The 18,032-nt window shown below is 73.4% G+C and carries 13 protein-coding genes; 9 read left to right on the forward strand and 4 right to left on the reverse strand.

All coding sequences use genetic code 11. The features are described 5' to 3' along the window. Window positions 1–110 precede the first annotated feature (110 nt). Entirely contained in the window at window positions 111–3,476 is a 3,366-nt protein-coding gene (locus tag M4486_RS00360) for a DEAD/DEAH box helicase (RefSeq protein ID WP_249479018.1), read from the reverse strand. 166 nt (window positions 3,477–3,642) lie between these two features. Between M4486_RS00360 and glmM the strand changes: the two genes are divergently transcribed. Continuing rightward, window positions 3,643–4,989: a phosphoglucosamine mutase gene (gene glmM, locus M4486_RS00365; protein WP_249479020.1), complete on the forward strand. Its 1,347-nt coding sequence runs from the start codon at window positions 3,643–3,645 to the stop codon at window positions 4,987–4,989. Window positions 4,990–5,077: 88 nt separating this feature from the next. On the opposite strand, the gene coaA is transcribed toward glmM, so the two are convergent. Further along, window positions 5,078–6,034, reverse strand: coding sequence for a type I pantothenate kinase (gene coaA / locus M4486_RS00370; protein WP_249479022.1), 957 nt, complete (start codon window positions 6,032–6,034; stop codon window positions 5,078–5,080). A gap of 325 nt (window positions 6,035–6,359) precedes the next feature. Here coaA and glmS point away from each other — a divergent pair, with 325 nt between their 5' ends. From glmS to M4486_RS00405, 7 genes are all read left to right on the forward strand, one after another. Then, window positions 6,360–8,228 (forward strand): glutamine--fructose-6-phosphate transaminase (isomerizing), encoded by a 1,869-nt coding sequence (glmS, locus tag M4486_RS00375; RefSeq protein ID WP_249479024.1) that lies wholly within the window; start codon window positions 6,360–6,362, stop codon window positions 8,226–8,228. Window positions 8,229–8,308: 80 nt separating this feature from the next. Then, a complete protein-coding gene (locus M4486_RS00380; RefSeq protein WP_249479026.1) occupies window positions 8,309–8,743 on the forward strand; it encodes a holo-ACP synthase in 435 nt (144 codons plus the stop codon). Then, window positions 8,740–10,338, forward strand: a complete 1,599-nt coding sequence (locus M4486_RS00385; protein WP_249479028.1) for an NAD(P)H-hydrate epimerase — start codon at window positions 8,740–8,742, stop codon at window positions 10,336–10,338. Before M4486_RS00380 ends, M4486_RS00385 begins: the two co-directional genes overlap by 4 nt. Then, complete coding sequence (alr, locus tag M4486_RS00390; RefSeq protein WP_249479030.1) at window positions 10,335–11,768, forward strand: alanine racemase; 1,434 nt, start codon at window positions 10,335–10,337, stop codon at window positions 11,766–11,768. Before M4486_RS00385 ends, alr begins: the two co-directional genes overlap by 4 nt. Beyond that, window positions 11,768–12,412, forward strand: a complete 645-nt coding sequence (tsaE, locus tag M4486_RS00395) for a tRNA (adenosine(37)-N6)-threonylcarbamoyltransferase complex ATPase subunit type 1 TsaE (protein ID WP_249479032.1) — start codon at window positions 11,768–11,770, stop codon at window positions 12,410–12,412. The genes alr and tsaE overlap by 1 nt, the downstream gene beginning before the upstream one ends. Continuing rightward, the gene (gene tsaB, locus M4486_RS00400; RefSeq protein WP_346731759.1) at window positions 12,409–13,116 is read left to right on the forward strand and encodes a tRNA (adenosine(37)-N6)-threonylcarbamoyltransferase complex dimerization subunit type 1 TsaB; all 708 of its coding nucleotides are present in this window, start codon (window positions 12,409–12,411) and stop codon (window positions 13,114–13,116) included. Before tsaE ends, tsaB begins: the two co-directional genes overlap by 4 nt. Window positions 13,117–13,142: 26 nt before the next feature. After that, entirely contained in the window at window positions 13,143–13,691 is a 549-nt protein-coding gene (locus tag M4486_RS00405) for a GNAT family N-acetyltransferase (RefSeq protein ID WP_249479034.1), read from the forward strand. A gap of 63 nt (window positions 13,692–13,754) precedes the next feature. On the opposite strand, the gene M4486_RS00410 is transcribed toward M4486_RS00405, so the two are convergent. Together M4486_RS00410 and M4486_RS00415 are read right to left on the reverse strand one after the other, a co-directional pair. Beyond that, entirely contained in the window at window positions 13,755–15,554 is a 1,800-nt protein-coding gene (locus M4486_RS00410) for a hypothetical protein (protein WP_249479036.1), read from the reverse strand. Continuing rightward, window positions 15,539–16,378, reverse strand: a complete 840-nt coding sequence (locus M4486_RS00415) for an ABC transporter ATP-binding protein (RefSeq protein ID WP_249479038.1) — start codon at window positions 16,376–16,378, stop codon at window positions 15,539–15,541. Before M4486_RS00415 ends, M4486_RS00410 begins: the two co-directional genes overlap by 16 nt. Before the next feature lie 257 nt (window positions 16,379–16,635). Here M4486_RS00415 and M4486_RS00420 point away from each other — a divergent pair, with 257 nt between their 5' ends. Next, window positions 16,636–17,958 (forward strand): AI-2E family transporter, encoded by a 1,323-nt coding sequence (locus M4486_RS00420; RefSeq protein ID WP_249479039.1) that lies wholly within the window; start codon window positions 16,636–16,638, stop codon window positions 17,956–17,958. Window positions 17,959–18,032: the final 74 nt, after the last annotated feature.

Here is an 18,032-nt window from a genome sequence, read left to right on the forward strand (position 1 = left end):
GCCTCGCGGAGGCGGATTGGTCCGAGATGCCGAGGGATGACGGCAGCCGGCGATCGGGCCGGGGCCCGGCGCGAGCGCCGGGAGGGGGCCGAGGCGGTGGAAGCCGGGGACTAGCTCAGGAGCTCGCGGATGTCCTGCGCGGTGATCCCCGAGCGGAAGGCCTTCCCGCCGTCGGTCAGGGAGTCGAAGAGCGCGGCCTTGCGCTGCTGCAGGGCGAGGACCTTCTCCTCGATGGTGTCCTCGGCGACCATGCGGAAGACCATCACCCGGCGCTCCTGGCCGATGCGGTGGGCGCGGTCGACGGCCTGGTTCTCCGCCGCCGGGTTCCACCACGGATCCAGCAGGAACACGTAGTCGGCCTCCGTGAGGGTCAGGCCGAAGCCGCCGGCCTTCAGCGAGATGAGGAAGACGGGCGCATCGCCCTCGCGGAACTCCCGCACGGCGGCGTCGCGATCCCGGGTCGAGCCGTCCAGGTAGCTGAAGGCGACCCCTCGCATCGTCAGCTCGTCGGCCACGTGCCGCAGATGCGAGGTGAACTGGCTGAACAGCAGCACCCGGTGGCCGTCGCCGAGAACCTCGTCGAGCCGGTCGAAGAGCGCCTCGAGCTTCGAGCTCGGCACGTCGCCGTGGGCCTCGGCGTCGACGATCGACGGGTCGAGCGCCATCATCCGCAGCAGGGTCAGGGAGCGGAAGACGATGAAGCGGTTGCGATCGAGGTCCGCGTCGATCAGGCCGAGGACCTTCTTGCGCTCGCGCTGCAGCACCGAGTCGTACAGCGCCCTGTGCTCGGGGCCCAGCTCGACCTTCACCACCTGCTCCTGCTTCTCGGGGAGCTCGGAGGCGACCATCTCCTTGGTGCGCCGCAGCATGAACGGCCGCAGCCGCGAGCGCAGCACGTCCATCCGCTCGGGGTGCTCGCCGCTCTCGATGGGCAGGGTGAAGCGCTGCCGGAACCCGATCGCGGGACCCAGCAGGCCGGGCGCGGCGATCTCGAGGATCGACCACAGGTCGTCCAGGGAGTTCTCCATCGGCGTGCCGGTGATCGCGAGGTGGAAGGACGCGCGCACGTTCTTCGCCGCCTGGTGCGTGCGTGAACGGCGGTTCTTCACGAACTGCGCCTCGTCGAGCACGAGCCCCTGGAACTGCTCGCGCGCGAACTCGTCGTCGTCGATGCGCAGCACGGTGTAGCTCGTGACCACGAGGTCCGCGCCGAGGACCGTCTCGGCGAGGTCCTCACCGCGGGCGCGGGAGGTGCGATCGACGACCCGCACGTCGAGGTCCGGGGCGAAGCGCTCGGCCTCGGCCCGCCACACCGGGAGCACGGAGGAGGGCGCGACGACGAGGAACGGCGGCGGGGCGTCCGAGACCGAGCCGTCGGCACCGTCGATGACCACCGGGGCGCTCTCACGCGCATGTGCGATGAGGGCCAGGGTCTGCACGGTCTTGCCGAGGCCCATGTCGTCGGCCAGCACACCGCCCAGCCCGTGATGGAAGAGGAAGGCCAGCCAGGAGAAGCCGTCGCGCTGGTAGTCGCGCAGGTCCGCGGTGAGGGCGTGGGGGAGCGGGGGCGGGGTGAGGTCGCGCGCGTCCTGGAGGGCGCCGACGGTGCGCTCCCACTCCGCGCTCGCCTCGGCGGACTCCGCGATCTCCTCGAGGTCCTCCCACATGCCGACCTGGAAACGGCTGATGGCCTGCTGCTGCGGGTCCCACTCCGCGAGGGCCTCGCCCTCGGCGATGAGCTCGCGCAGGGCGTCGAAGGCGGGGTTGTCCAGGGAGAAGTACGTCTTGTCCGGGAGCATGATCCGGGTCCGGCCCTGCGCGAGCGCGACGAACAGGGTGGGGAAGGGGATCTGGCGGCCGTCGATCGTGATCTCGAAGCCCAGGTCGAACCAGTCGTGCTTGCCGGGGGACTGCTGCTGCGTGATGCGCACCTTCGGGGCGCCGTCGAGCTCGCGGTAGGCGTGGCGGGTGCCGACGATCTCGGTGCGCACGTGCGGCAGCTCGCCGAGCTCGTCGAGCACGTGCTCCGAGAAGCGGGCCGTGTCCGGGCCGCTCAGCTGCTCGGGGGCATCGCCCCCGGCCGTCGGCCACAGGGTCCGCACCCGGGCGAGCACCTCGTCCTCGTGGGCCACGTCGCGGCGCACGCCCTGGCGCTGGTCCATGGGCAGGGTGCGGGCCGGGTCGTGGTAGCGCCAGGTCCAGGTGAGCGAGAGGCGGTCGTCGGGGGCGTAGGCGGCGGCCAGGTGCAGGGTCGCGGGCTCGATCGCCGGCATCTCGACGCTGCCGTCGCTGCTGGTCACGCGCGTGACCGTGCGCAGGCGCGGGTAGGCGTCCTCGAGGAAGTCCTCGCGGTCCTCGCCGGGCACGACGAGCGGCTCGGGCCGCTGGAAGAGTCGCTGCAGGGCCGTCGGGATCGGGGAGCCGACGGGCGCGATGCGCGCCGAGAAGCCGGCAGTGGGCGAATGCGAGCCCTCGTCCGTCGGCGCCGACGGGTCGTCCAGGGCGATCACGCCCGCGGTGCCCAGGGGGCGGGCCTGCGCGACGTCCTGGCCCTCGAGGGTGATGCGGGGGAGGACCTGGAGGTCGCTGGCGCCCTCCGGGATGCGCAGGTCGACCTCGACCGCGCCGACGGACGCGAGCTCGATCGCGCGCAGGCCGTCGCCCGGCAGGAACTCGACGCCGGCGTCCCTCGCGTAGGCGAGGGACTGCCAGATCAGCGGCGAGCCGATGGAGTTCAGCCAGAGGTGCTCGATCGAGCCGCTCGCGTACGAGCGCTCGGCTGTGGCGGAGGCGAACATGCGGGTCAGGGCCTCGGCGTGGCCCGTGTGGTAGGCGCGGCCGGCCATCCGGAACTCGAAGGTGCGCCAGGAGAGCCCGCCCTTGATCCAGGTGCCCTTGCGCCCCATCGTCATCGGACGCAGCCCCAGCCAGAGGTCTCCGCCCTCGGCGAGCAGCGCGGGGGTCGCGGTCTCGCGGCGCAGTCGGGAGACCCCGGGACCGACCCGCGAGACCTCGAGGTCGAAGCGGATGGCGAGGGGCTGGGGGACCTCCTCGCTCGGGGACTCGGTGAGCAGGGGGCGCAGGACGCTGCGCCATTCGGCGGGCGTCTCGCGCCTCTCCTCGGCCGCGCCGAGGTCGTCGAGGTGGTAGAGCACCGCGGCGACGTGCTTGCAGTCCGCCCCGATCGGGCAGGAGCAGCGGGAGCGGCGGGGGCGCCACAGCCCGCCGGGCTCGGCGGGCAGGAAGCGGCGGGAGACCGCGTCCTCCTCGTACTCGGCGAGGGTGACGACGGTGCGATAGGGGGAGCCCGCGGTGCCCTGGACGTCGGCCGTGACGGTCCCGCTGTCGACGTCCCAGACCAGATCCTCGACGCGGCCCTCACGGGCGTAGGCGAGGCCGTGGCCCGCGGCCCGGCTCCCGACCTGGTGGGTGATCACCGTGGGCGGCACGTGGGGCAGCAGGTCCGCAGTGGGCATACCCTCCAGGCTACTGCCGCGCGGGCTCCCGCGGCGCCCGTCCACAGCGAGCGACGCGCCACGTCGGGGGCGTCGCCCAGAGGACCGCGAGCCCCTCGCGGTACCCTGCCCGGGCGGCGCCTCGCGCCGGCACCCAGCTTCCAGCACCCACCCCGAGGAGATCCCTGTGGCACGACTGTTCGGCACCGACGGGGTGCGCGGCACCGCGAACGTGGACATCACCGCGGAGCTCGCGGTCGACCTCTCGGTCGCCGCCGCCCACGTGCTCGCGACCTTCGGCGCCTTCGACGGCGCGCGCGCCCGGGCGATCGTCGCCCGCGACACCCGCCCGTCGGGCGACTTCCTGAGCGCCGCCGTCTGCGCGGGCCTCGCCTCCGCGGGCGTCGACGTCGAGGACGCCGGGATCCTCCCCACCCCCGGGCTCGCGCACCTCGTGAAGACCTCGGGCGCGGATCTCGGCGTGATGATCTCCGCCTCCCACAACCCCTCGGCCGACAACGGCATCAAGTTCTTCGCGCGCGGCGGCACCAAGCTCCCCGACGAGGTCGAGGACGCGATCGAGGCGCGACTCGGCGAGCAGTGGCAGCGGCCGCTGGACACCGAGGTCGGCACCATCCGCGACTACGGCGGCGCGGTCGAGCAGTACGTCGAGCACCTGGTCTCGACGCTCGACGGCCCGCTGACCGGCCTCACCGTCGTCGCCGACTGCGCGAACGGCGCCGCCTCCGAGACGGCGCCCGCAGCCCTGCGCGGCGCCGGCGCGACCGTGCACGTGATCGGCGACCGCAGCGACGGCAAGCAGATCAACGAGGACTGCGGCTCGACGCACCTCGAGAAGCTGCAGGCGGCCGTCGTCGAGCACGGCGCCGACGTCGGCGTGGCCTTCGACGGCGACGCCGATCGCTGCCTCGCGGTCGACGCCCAGGGGCGCGAGATCGACGGCGACCAGATCATGGCGATCCTCGCCCTGGACCTCAAGGAGCGCGGGCAGCTGCACGACGACGTCCTCGTCGTCACCGTCATGAGCAACCTGGGCTTGAAGATCGCCATGAAGGAGCACGGGATCACCCTCGGGCAGACCTCCGTGGGCGACCGCTACGTGCTCGAGGAGATGAACCTGGGCGGCTACTCGCTGGGCGGGGAGCAGTCCGGGCACGTGATCATGGCCGCGCACGCCACCACCGGCGACGGCGAGCTGACCGCCCTGCACCTGCTGCAGCGCGTCGCCACGACCGGTCGCAGCGCGCGCGAGCTCGCCGACGTGATGACCCGACTCCCGCAGGCGCTCATCAACGTCAAGGGGGTCGACAAGGCCCGCGCCTCGATCGACAGGGGCGTGCTCGACGCCGTCGCCGCGGCCGAGGCCGAGCTCGGCGAGAACGGCCGCGTGCTGCTGCGCCCCTCGGGGACCGAGCCCGTGGTGCGCGTGATGGTCGAGGCCCCGAGCGACGAGGTCGCGACCACGGCGGCGGAGAAGCTCGCGGGCGTCGTGCGCGAGCGCCTCTCGCTCTGAGGGCCCCTGAGGTCCTGGACGCTCCGAGGGCCTGAGGGAAGGGGCCGACGGGATTCCCGTCGGCCCCTTCTCCGTCCTCTCGCGGCCCTCAGACCCTGCGCAGCAGGACGCTGCGCACGCGGTGCTCGGCGTCCTTGCGCAGCACGAGGTCCGCGCGGCCGCGCGTGGGGGCGACGTTCTCCGCGAGGTTCGGGCCGTTGACGTCGTCCCAGATCCGCTCCGCGGTCGCGCGCGCCTCCTGGTCGGTGAGGCGCGAGTAGCGGTGGAAGTAGGAGCGCGGGTCGGAGAAGGCCGTCTGCCGCAGACGCAGGAAGCGCTCGATGTACCAGCGGCGGATGTCCTCGGTGCGCGCGTCGACGTAGACGGAGAAGTCGAAGTAGTCGGAGACCGCGACGCCCAGGCGGCCGTCGCTGCGGGGCCGCGGCGGCTGCAGCACGTTGAGCCCCTCGATGATGAGCACGTCGGGCCGCTCCACCACCACCTTCTGGTCGGGCACGATGTCGTAGACGAGGTGGGAGTAGACGGGCGCCTCGACGCGCTCGGTGCCCGCCTTGACCTCCGCGACGAAGCGCAGCAGGGCCTTGCGGTCGTAGCTCTCGGGGAAGCCCTTGCGGTGCAGGATGCCGCGGGCCTCGAGCTCCGCCGTCGGCAGCAGGAATCCGTCGGTCGTCACCAGCTGCACGTTCGGGGTGTCGGGCCGGCGGGCCATCAGCTCGCGCAGCAGACGACCGGTCGTGGACTTGCCGACCGCGACCGAGCCCGCCACGCCGATCACGTAGGGAGTGCGCTGCAGGCCCTGGTGGAGGAACCCGCTGCGCGCACGTCGCAGCTCCTGCGCGGAGCCGACCTGGATGTTGAGCAGGTGCGTGATGGGGCGGTAGACCGCGTCGATCTCCGCGAGGTCCAGCTTGTCGCCCAGCCCCCGCAGCTTCTCGGCGTCCTCGGCGGTGAGGGGGAGGGGCGTCTGGTCCGACAGTCGCGCCCAGTCCTCGCGGCGGATCTCGTCGAAGGGGGTGAACGACCCGTGGACCGCATGGGATCTCATGGTCAGCCATTGTTCCATCGGCCGCGGGGGCCGCGGGCGCGAACCGCGCGGAGCGCAGGAGCCGAGCGCGACGATCACGGGGCGAACGCCGGGACCACGGGGCCGCGGAGGCGAGCGGCCCTGTACAGGGACGGGTCGGTCGAGGACGAATGGCCGCGCATGACCGTTCCGCTCAGGACCGCGCAGAGGTCCGTGCGCGAATCTGACAGGTCGTGCGCACTCCCCGTCAGGGCCGGGCACGGGCCCCTGCGAAGGTGAGCGAGGCCTCCCTCGGACCCGCGTCGCAGGGGGCGCCGCGGGTCCCGCGCCCGCTAGCGTCGGGGCCATGTGTGGAATCGTCGGCTACGTGGGCTCCGTCCCCGCCTCCCCCTCTCCCCGTCCGCTCGAGGTCGCCCTCCAGGGCCTCGCGCGCCTCGAGTACCGCGGCTACGACTCCGCGGGCATCGCCGTGATCGACGACGGCCAGGTCCGCGTCGCCAAGCGCGCCGGGAAGCTGCAGAACCTGCGCGATGCGCTCGCGGGCGAGGAGGACACCACCTCCCCGGTCGCGATCGGCCACACCCGCTGGGCCACGCACGGCGCCCCCACCGACGGCAACGCCCACCCCCACCTGGGCGGGAAGGACGACGAGCTCGCCCTCGTGCACAACGGCATCATCGAGAACTTCGCGGCCCTGCGCGCCGAGCTCGAGGCCGAGGGCTTCGTCTTCCGCTCCGAGACCGACTCCGAGGTCGCCGCTCACCTGGTCGCCCGCGAGATGCAGGGCACGGGGGATCTCACCGACGCGATGCGCGCGGCCGTCGCCCGCCTCGAGGGCGCCTTCACGCTGCTGGCGGTGCACCGCGACGCCCCCGACCGCGTGGTCGCCGCGCGCCGCAACTCCCCGCTCGTCGTCGGCCTCGGCGAGGGCGAGAACTTCCTGGGGTCCGACGTCGCCGCCTTCGTCGACTCCACCCGGGACGCCCTCGAGATCGGCCAGGACCAGATCGTCACCGTCACCGCGGACGAGGTCGTCGTCACCACCTTCGAGGGCGAGCTCGTGCCCGAGCCCAAGCGCTTCACCATCGAGTGGGACGTGACCGCGGCGCAGAAGGGCGGCCACGACTCCTTCATGGCCAAGGAGATCCACGAGCAGGCGACCGCCGTCGCCGACACCCTGCGCGGGCGCATCGAGTCCGGGAAGCTCCACCTCGACGAGATGAGCATCGACCCCTCGGTGCTGCGCAGCGTCGACAAGATCATCGTCGTCGCCTGCGGGACCGCCGCGAACGCCGGCAACGTCGCGAAGTACGCGATCGAGCACTGGTGCCGCATCCCCACCGAGGTCGAGCTCGCCCACGAGTTCCGCTACCGCGATCCGATCGTCACCGAGAAGACGCTCGTGGTCGCCATCTCCCAGTCCGGCGAGACCATGGACACCCTGATGGCCATGCGCCACGCGCAGGAGCAGGGGGCCAAGGTCGTGGCCATCTGCAACACGCACGGCTCGACCATCCCGCGCGAGGCCGACGCCGCGCTCTACCTGCACGTCGGCCCCGAGATCGCGGTCGCCTCCACCAAGGCCTACCTGGGGCAGATCACCGCCTGCTACCTGCTGGGCCTCTACCTCGCGCAGGTGCGCGGGAACCTGTACCCCGACGAGATCGCCGCGCTCATGGAGGACCTCGACCAGCTTCCCGCGCAGGTCCAGCGCGTCCTCGACGACGCCGAGCAGGTGGGCGACCTCGCCCGTGCCATGGCCGACGTCTCCAGCGTGCTGTTCCTGGGCCGCCACGTCGGCTACCCGACCGCCCTCGAGGGCGCGCTCAAGCTCAAGGAGATCGCCTACATCCACGCCGAGGGCTTCGCAGCCGGCGAGCTCAAGCACGGGCCGATCGCCCTCGTGGAGGAGGGGCAGCCGGTGTTCGTGATCGTGCCCTCGCCGCGCGGCCGCGACTCCCTGCACTCCAAGGTCGTCTCGAACATCCAGGAGGTGCGCGCCCGCGGGGCCCGCACCCTCGTGATCGCCGAGGACGGCGACGACGACGTGCTCCCGTACTCCGACGTGGTGCTGCGCGTGCCCGCGACCCGCACCCTGTTCGCGCCCCTGCTCACGGTGATCCCGCTGCAGATCTTCGCGTGCGAGCTCGCCGCGGCCAAGGGCCTGGACGTCGACCAGCCGCGGAACCTCGCGAAGTCCGTCACCGTCGAGTGAGGCGCGGGGCGGGGCGCCCGTCCTGCACCCGCTCCGCCCCCGCCCCGCTGCCGTGCACGTTTCGGTGTGATACTGCCGGGGTGACCCCAGCACAGCTCCCGCCGTCCTCGCGCGCCTTCGCGCCGCGCGAAGACGGCGTCGTCGTCGGCGTGGGCGTCGACGTCGTGGGCATCGCCCGCCTCGACGCCCTCGCCGCCCGCACTCCCGCCCTGCTCGATCGTCTGCTCGTGCCGTCCGAGCGCGGGCTCTCGCCCGCCTCGCGCGCGGCGCGCGTCGCCGCGAAGGAGGCGGTGGGCAAGGCGCTCGGCGCGCCCGGCGACTACTCGTGGCAGGACGTGACCGTCGAGCGCACCGCGGCCGGTCGGCCCTACCTGGTCCTCACCGGTGCGACCCTCGCCGCGGCCGAGCGCCAGGGCGTCGCCCACCTGCACCTCTCCCTCTCCCACGACGCCGACGTCGCGACGGCCGTGGTCGTCGCCGAGCGCGGCTCCGGACCCCGGACGGTGCCCGCATGATCCGCGCGTTCACCGCCGACCAGGTGCGCGCCGCCGAGGCCCCGCTGCTCGAGGCGGGGGAGCCGCTCATGCAGCGCGCGGCGTTCGCGCTCGCGCAGCGGGCGCTCGTGCATCTGCGCGGGGGACTCGGAGGACGCGGGGACAAGGGGCCGACGGGGGCCCGGACCGTCGCCGGCGCGCGCGTGCTCGTGCTCGCGGGGGCGGGGGACAACGGCGGCGACGGCCTGTTCGCCGCCGCCCTGCTGCGACGGCGCGGGGTCGCCGCCGACGCGCTCGCCGTCCTCGGCCGCCACCACGAGGCGGGGGCCGAGGCGCTGCGCGCGAGCGGGGGACGCGTGCTCTCCGGCCTCGACGAGCTCTCCGCGCGCGGTCCGATCTCCCTCGTGCTCGATGCGATCACCGGCATCGGAGGGCGCCCTGAGCTCTCGCCCGCGCTGCGCGAGCTGCTCGACGCGGTGCGCGGTCTGGACGCCCCGGTGCTCGCGGTCGACGTGCCGAGCGGCATCGACGCCACCACCGGCGCCGCCGATCCCGGGGCCCTCGCGGCCCGCGAGACCGTGACCTTCGGGGCCGTGAAGACCGGTCTGCTGCTGCCCGGCGGCGCCGATCTCGCCGGGACCGTGCACCTCGTGGACATCGGCCTCGGCCCACACCTGCCCGCGCGTCCCGCCCTCGAGCGCCTGGAGACCGCGGACGCCGCGGCGCTCTGGCCCACGCCGGGCCGGGGGGACGACAAGTACTCGCGCGGCGTCGTCGAGATCGCCGCCGGCTCCGAGACCTATCCCGGTGCCGCGGTGCTCTCGGTCAGCGGCGCCGCCCGGACGGGAGCGGGGATGGTGCGCCTGGATGCCCCGCGCAGCGTGCTCGACCTCGTGCTCGCCCGTCGGCCCGAGGTCGTCGGGGGCGAGGGGAAGCACCAGGCCCGCGTGGTCGGCTCCGGCGTCCCCGAGGACGATCCGCGCCTCGCGCGCGCCCTCGACGACCTGCGCACCGGACACCGCCCCCACGAGCGGACGAGGCTGCCCGGCGTCGTCGACGCGGGGGCGCTCGCCGCCGTGGGCACGGACGACAGGGGCCGCGGGGGCGATGGGAATGGGGACCGCGAGGGCGACGGGGCCGGCGCGCTCGACGGTTTCCACCCCGGCGTCGTGCTCACCCCGCACGCCGGGGAGGCGGCGCGGCTGGCACGATCGCTGCGCATCGACCCCGAGCGGCCCGCGCCGGAACTCGCGCGCGCCCTCGCCGAGGCCACCGGGGCGACCGTCCTGCTCAAGGGAGCTGTGACGATCATCGCCCCGTCAGACCCCTCGGAGCCCCTGCTGAGCCAGGACGACGCGACCTCGCAGCTCGCCACCGCGGGCGCCGGCGACGTGCTCGGCGGAGTGCTCGGAGCCCTGCTCGCGGCGGGTCTGCCCGGACCTCGCGCCGCCGCGCTCGCCGCTCTCGTGCACGGCCGTGCCGCCCGCGACGCGGCCCTCGGAGGGACGGCGCCGATCGCCGCCCTGGACGTCGCCGAGCACGTCCCGCGCGCCGTCGCGACTATCCTTGCCGGGGCCGACCGGAGACCGCCGGCCGACGAGGCAGGAGGAGCATGAGCATCCCGATCCCCGCAGAGGATCCTCGGCACGTGCCCAACAGGGCCGTCGTGGACACCTCGGCGATCACGCACAACACGCGTGTGATCGCCGATTCGCTGCGCGAGCACACCGCGCTGATGGCCGTGGTCAAGGCCGACGGCTACGGGCACGGCATGCTCAGCGCCGCCCGCGCGGCCGTCGCCGGGGGAGCGACCTGGCTGGGCGTCGCCCACCCGGCCTCCGCCCTGGCGCTCTCCCGCGCCGGCATCGAGGTGCCGATCTTCAGCTGGCTGTACGAGCCGCGCACCGCCGCCGAGATCCTCCCCGCCGTCGTCGCCGAGGGCGTCGAGATCTCCGTGGGCAGCCTCGCGATGCTCAAGATGGTCGCCGACGCCGCCCGCCAGGCCGACCGCCGCGCCCGCGTCCACGTGAAGATCGACACCGGCATGGGACGCAACGGCGCCCTCCCCGCGAAGCTCGCCGCCATCGGCTCCGCCGCCAGGGAGGACGAGTTCATCCGCCTCAGCGGGGCCTGGACCCATCTCTCCGCGGCCGACGACCCCGAGGACCCGATGACCGACCAGCAGGTCGAGATCTTCGACTCCGCCTGCGAGGCCCTCGAGGAGGAGGCGGGACCGATCCCGCTCCAGCACCTCGCGAACACCGCCGCGACCCTCACGCGGCGCGACCTGCACCGCGACATCGTGCGCCCGGGCATCGGCCTCTACGGCTACCCGCCCGTCGCCACCGATCTCGATCTGCGCCCGGCGCTCACGCTCACCAGCCGGCTCGCCCTCGTGAAGGACGTGCCCGCGGGCCAGACCGTCGGCTACGGCCACCGCTTCACCACCCCCGCGCCCACCCGGTTGGGCCTGGTCCCGATCGGCTACGCCGACGGGCTGCCGCGCGCCGCCTCCGGCGGTGTCAGCGTGCTCGTGCGCTCCGACGACGGCGACCACCGCGCCCAGCAGGTCGGACGGATCAGCATGGACCAGATCGTGGTGGACCTGGGATCTGAGTCCCGGGCCCGCGCGGGCGACGAGGTCGTGCTGTTCGGAGCCGCCCAGGCGCTCGCGCCCCTGGGCGACGACGCGTCCGAGGTCGCCGTGACCCCGCAGTTCGTCGCCTCTGCGCAGACGGAGGAGGAGCCGGCGCAGGAGACGGGGTCGGATCCCGCGGCGGGCACGGGCGGTCCGACGGATTCCCGGGACGGCGCGGAGCCGGAGACGACCGCGTCCACCGAGTCGACCGAGGAGACCCAGCCCGCGGAGGCGGGCGACGAGGCCCCATCGGCTCCCGCGCTCGCGGACCTCGATGCCGCGGACCCCACGCTCCCCGAGAACCATCCGGGCGTCCCGACCGCCGACGACTGGGCGACCGCAGCGGGGACCATCCCCTACGAGATCCTCACCTCTGTCTCCAACCGCGTGCCGCGGGAGCAGCGCTGATGAGTGGCGCCGAGCCCGGATCGGGCGTCGCGTCGCTCGCGCTCACCACGACCGGGGCCGGGAGCACCCGCGACCTCGCGCGACGCCTCGCCGGACTGCTCGGTGCGGGCGATCTGCTCGTGCTCGACGGGCCCCTCGGCGCCGGGAAGACCACCTTCACCCAGGGCCTCGGCGAGGGACTGGGAGTGCGCGGCCCCGTCGCGTCCCCGACCTTCGTGATCTCCCGGGTCCACCCGAGCGAGGCGGGCGGGCCTGCACTCGTGCACGTGGACGCCTACCGGCTCGGCGGCGGCGCGGACATCGACGACCTCGACCTCGACTCCGATCTCTCGGACGCGGTCATGGTCGTCGAGTGGGGACGCGACGTCGTCGAGCAGCTGAGCGACTCCCACCTGCTCGTCGAGCTCTCCCGCGCGACCGGCGCGGAGGACGCGCAGCCGGACCAGCCGCTCCGGCCATCGCAGTCGGCGCAGCCGGCGCAGGACACCGCCGCCGGCGACGGCGAGGAGTTCGACGAGCCCCGTGCTCTGACCCTCACCTTCGTCGGGCCCCGATGGGACGACGCGCGGATCCGCACGGTCCGCGAGGCGCTCGGGGGCGCGGCATCCAGCACGACCATGACCACGGAAGGGCGCGAGGCATGATGTGGCTCGGGATCGACACCTCGGGAGCCGTCGGCGTGGCCGTCGGGGACCGGGAGAGCGGGCGCGTGCTGGCCGTCGGCCAGGACGACCGCGCACGGCACCATGACGAGGTGCTCATGGCCCTCATCGACGACACCCTCCGCCGGGCGGGCGGTGGGCGCGCCGACCTCGAGGCCGTCGTCGCCGGACGCGGTCCGGGCCCCTTCACGGGACTGCGCGTGGGTCTCGTGACCGCGCGCGAGATCGCCTTCGTCCTGGACATCCCGCTGCACGGGCTGTGCTCCCTCGACGCCCTCGCCCTGCAGGCCGCCGAGGAGGCACCCGAGGCCCGCAGCCTCGCGATCGCGCTCGACGCGCGGCGCCGCGAGGTCTACTGGGCGCGCTACGAGCGGGCCGACGAGACGTCGTCGTCGGCGCCCGGAACGCGCCTCGACCGGGTCGAGGGACCCGCCGTCTCGGCCCCGGCGGACGTCGCCGAGGAGCTCATGGCCTGCGACGTCGTCGCGGGCTCCGGCGCCCTCCTGCACAGCGAGATCCTGCATCCGAACTCCGCGCTCGCCCACGTCGACGCCGGTTCCCTGCTCCACGAGGCCTGGCGCCGCCTCGACGCCGGTGAGGACCTGACCTCGACCGAGCCCCTCTACCTGCGCGAGCCCGACGCGAAGAAGCCGTCGGCGCGCAAGAGCGCCCTGGGCCGGCGGTGACCGAGCCCGCGCCCGAGCGAGCGCCCGTGTCGGAGTCCGGGGACTTCCCCGAGCAGACGCGGCTGCCCGCGGGGATGCGCCTGCGCGTCGCCACCCTCGAGGACGCCCTGCCGATCGCTGAGCTCGAGCTGCGGCTGTTCCCCGAGGACGCCTGGACCTTCGACATGGTGCGCGAGGAGATCGCGCACCCCTCCCGCCGCTTCGTCGTCGTCGAGCAGGGGAGCGGACTCCCGACCGGCGGATCCGCCGACGAGCCCGATGCTCCTGACGCGGCCGGCGAGATCGTCGGCTACGCGGGCGTCATGCTCCTCGGCGACTCGGCCGACCTCCACACGATCGGCACCACCCTGCCCGGCCGCGGCATCGGGCGAGCCCTGCTCGACTGGTCGCTGCGCGCGACCCGCGAAGGCGGCGCGCGCGCCCTCGTGCTCGAGGTGCGCGAGGACAACGCGCGCGCCCGCTCCGTCTACGAGACGGCGGGGTTCCAGGACATCGGCCGACGGCCCGGCTACTACCCGGGGCCCCGCGGCCCGGTCGACGCCCGGGTGATGATCCGCGAGCTCGCGCAGGACTGACTGACCGGAGGCCCCGGGTGCGGGCCCGCCCACCTGCGGGCCCACCCACCTGCGGGCCTGGGATCACACGTGGTGGTGCACCCGCTGGAAGACGTCCACGTAGTGCGCCTCGAGCCGGCGCTCGGCGAGCCGCAGACCCACCAGCAGCACCACGACCCCGATCACCAGGGAGAGCACCCCGGCGCCGATCAGGATCATCGGCCCGTCGACGACGAGACCCCAGATCGCGACGCCGACCGCGGGCAGCTGCGGGACGAACACGGCTGCCGTCGCCAGCCCCATCGCGAGCATCGCGCTCGCGTTCGAGGACGAGCGGTCCTTCATCGGATTCGTGCCGGGAGCGGCCGTCGGGTACGGCATGATCGTCCCGATCAGGGACGAGGCGCCCCAGCCGCCCATCATCAGTCCGAGCGCGCCGAGCAGGATCATGGGCACCAGGTCGGGCCGGCCCATGAGGATCGGGACCACGATCGCGGCGAGCACCAGGAACGGCACGGTGAACACGGCCATCGCGGCGATCCGTCCGCGCAGGTTCGCACGGGCCGGGACTCCCGCGGTGATGTTCACCCAGCCGGCGGGCCCGTCGAATCCGATCTCGTTCGCGAGCGTGATCCCGCTGATCGCCGCCACGAGCAGCACGCCCATGAACGGCGTGACGCGGTTGTTCTCGTTGATCAGGCCCATCGCCACGAAGAACACGAGCATGACCGGCATGATCACGACCGAGGCGAGGTAGCGGGAATCGCGCCGCCAGTAGCGCAGGGAGCGGCCCATGACCGCGCCGAACGCGCTCGAGCGCACGAAGCGCGGCACCAGGGCGGAGACCTTCGCGCTGCCGGAGGAGGCATCGCCGACCAGGGCCTCGCGCATCGCCAGATCGATGCTGCGGCGCCACCACAGCCACACCAGCACGATGGTGGCCGGTCCGATCAGCACGCGGACGAGGGCGGGCAGCACGGCGCCCTGGGCGAGGTCGACGGGCACGGAGAAGAGCGCGCCGAAGGGGGTCCACGCCCCGATCTGCGCTCCGGTGGCGAGGACCTTCGACCACAGGGAGATGTTCGCGCCGTCGAGCGACTGCCCCAGCAGGCTGATGCCGTAGAGGGCGCCCAGCATGACGACGATGCCGATCACGCCGCCCACCTCGCGGCCGCGCCGCGAGGAGGAGCGCGAGGCCTGGTGCGCGAGGACCGCGCGCGGCAGCAGCAGGCAGAGCACGATGCCGGCGAGGTGGGCGGGGACCAGGGCGATGAGCGCGAGGACCATCCAGATCGGCCCGGCCGCGTGCATCGCCGCCCAGATGATGACGCCGACGCTCGTGATCGCGACCCCGAGCACGGTGAACAGGGTGGGCAGACTGATGGCGCCGGCGGCCAGCATCCCCGGCTGCAGCTCCCGCGCGGTGCGCGGGTACAGGGCCAGCTTGCGGGGGTCCAGGGAGTCGTCGACGCCGAAGGCGAACAGCGGAAGCAGCAGCCAGACCAGCACGAGCACAGTGCCCAGCGCGCGGACGGCGGTGGGGAACACGGACCCATCGGCGTCCATGACGACCGTGGCGACCACGAGGGCGACCAGGGTGGCCATCCCGCCCAGCCCGTAGAGGCCCCCGAAGACGGTGCCGACGATCTTGCCGACGTTCTTGCGGAACGAGCGGCGCCACAGGATCCACTTCAGCCGCATGAGCAGCCGCACGAGCGCCATGCCGTGCACGCTGCCGTGCAGGGAGCCACCCGCGGTGGTGATGTCGGAAGTCCCGGAGGTCCCGGTGGGCGTGGAGCCCTCGGAGGCGTGGGCGCGATCGTCGGTGCCGAAGGGGCCTCCCGCCGGCGCCCCGTGCTCGTCGGTCCTCACGACTGCAGCCATGACAGGCTCCCCTCCTCGACCTCGCCCGCTCCGACGAGGTCCATGAAGCGCTGCACGAGGCTGCCGCCGGCGCGGACCTCCTCGAGCGTGCCGTCGGCGAGGATCTCTCCGCGGGCGATGATCGCGACGTGCGAGCACAGCTCCTCGACGAGCTCCATGACGTGGCTCGAGAGCACCACGGTGCCGCCGCCGGCGACGAAGGCGCGCAGGATCTGGCGGATCCGCTGTCCGGAGACCGGGTCGACGGCCTCGAGCGGCTCGTCGAGCACGAGCAGGCGCGGGGCGTGGATCAGCGCGCATGCCAGCAGGATCTTCTTCGTCATGCCGGCCGAGTAGTCGACGACGAGCTTGCCGTCCTCCCCGGCGAGGTCCATGGCCTCCAGCAGCGAGGTGCTGCGCTCGTCGACGACCGCGGGGTCCATGCCGCGGATGAGGCCGACGTAGGTGAGCAGCTCGCGCCCGGTGAGCCGGTCGAAGGTGCGCAGGCCGTCGGCCAGCACACCCATCTGCGCCTTGGCGCGCTCGGGCTCGCTCCACATGTCGGCGCCCAGCACGTGCGAGCTGCCGCCGTCGGGCCGCAGCAGACCGGTCGCCATCGACAGGGTCGTCGTCTTGCCGGCGCCGTTCGGGCCGACGATCCCGTAGAAGGCGCCGCGCGGGATCGAGAGCGAGATGCCGTGCACCACCTCGGTGCCGTCGAAGGACTTGCGCAGCCCGTCGACGTGCAGAGCGGGCTCTGCACCCGGGGGAGCGGCGGATGCGGGGATCGTGCCGCCGGTCGCTGCGGCACTCGGTTCGTGGACCGGGACTGTGGGCTGGCTCATGCTCGAAGACTACGGGGGCACTGCGGACGGCTCGACCATCCGTCGGCGGTGCGCGCACCCGACCTAAGTCGGTCACGCCGCGGGCGACCGGGCCGATCGGGCCCGGCGGGCGGTGCCGGCATCGGTCGATGGTCGGAGCGCCGGGTCCGAGCGCCGGGTCCGAACCCCGCCGTCGCTCACCGGCGGAACGCGGGCCGCGAGCGAGCAGATAGAGTGCAACCTGGCCGAGTGCCGACATCCGAGAGGGGAACCTTCCCATGACGACACCCCGTCGCCGGTTCGCGGACGCCGAGGGCGCCGACGAATCACCGAGCACCCCGCGCGAGGTCGCGGAGATCCCGATCGGGATCCGACGCCTGGGGGCCTGGTCCTGGCGGCTGATCGTGATCACCGCCGCGGCCGCCCTGATCATCTGGGGCATCCTCAAGATCACGGCCATCGTGATCCCGGTGCTGATCGCGATCCTCATCGCCTCGCTGCTCTCCCCGCTGGTGGGCCTGCTGACCCGGCACACGTTCCTGGGACGGGCGGCCGCGAGCGGCGTCGCGCTGGTGGCCCTGATCATCGTGGTGATCGGCATGTTCACGCTGGCCAGCCGCCAGCTGTTCGCGCAGGCCGGCGACATCTACGCCAAGGCCCTCACGGGTGTGCAGACGCTGATCGACTGGGCGAACACGACGTTCAACCTCGACGACTCGATGATCAACAAGGCGACGGACGAGATCCTCGCGAAGCTGCAGGAGAACACGGACTCCCTGATCAGCGGCGCCTTCTCGACGGTCTCGACCGTGGGCAACGTGGTCACGGGCATCGTGATCGCCCTGTTCACCCTGTTCTTCCTGCTCTCGGGCGGCTCGACGATCTGGCGCTGGGTGGTGGGTCTGCTGCCCCCGGCCGCGCGCGTGCCCACCCACGAGGCGTTCCGCCGCGGCTGGAAGGCGCTGTCGGCGTACATGCGCACGCAGATCATGGTCGCCGCTGTCGACGCGACCGGCATCAGCATCGGCATGATCGCGCTCGGCGTGGGCTCCTACGCCGTGCCGATCTGGCTGCTCGTGTTCCTGTTCTCGTTCGTGCCGCTGGTCGGTGCGATCCTCTCGGGCGCCATCGCGATCCTCATCGTGCTGGTGCTCAAGGGCTGGGTCTTCGCGATCATCATGCTCGCGGTCGTCATCGCCGTGCAGCAGATCGAGGGCAACGTCCTCCAGCCCTTCCTCATGGGCAAGGCCGTCGAGCTGCACCCGCTGGCCGTGTTCCTGGGCGTCGCCTCGGGCGCGATGATCGCCGGGATCGCGGGCGCCCTGTTCTCGATCCCCGTGATCGCCTTCGTCAACGCCACGCTGCTGTACATGACGGGGCGCGATCCCTCACCCGACCTGGGCCTCGACGAGACCGTGGACGCGGAGCTCACCGCCCCGCCCCGCCCCAAGAAGCACGAGGAGTCCGCCCGCGAGGCGAAGCGCCGCGCGAAGGCCGAGTCCTCGAAGGCGCAGGCCGCCGCGCTGCGCGAGGAATCTGCCGAGGAGGTCGCGAGCGGTGCGGCCCCGAAGGACGGCGAGGAGCCCCGGGCAGGGGAGTGACGCCGCCGCACCGGACCGCCGGTACGGAGAAGGCCGGGTCTGCCGTCGGAACCAAGAGGTTCCGGCACGCAGAC

The organism is Brachybacterium kimchii (assembly GCF_023373525.1).
In the GTDB taxonomy this organism is placed as follows: domain Bacteria; phylum Actinomycetota; class Actinomycetes; order Actinomycetales; family Dermabacteraceae; genus Brachybacterium; species Brachybacterium kimchii.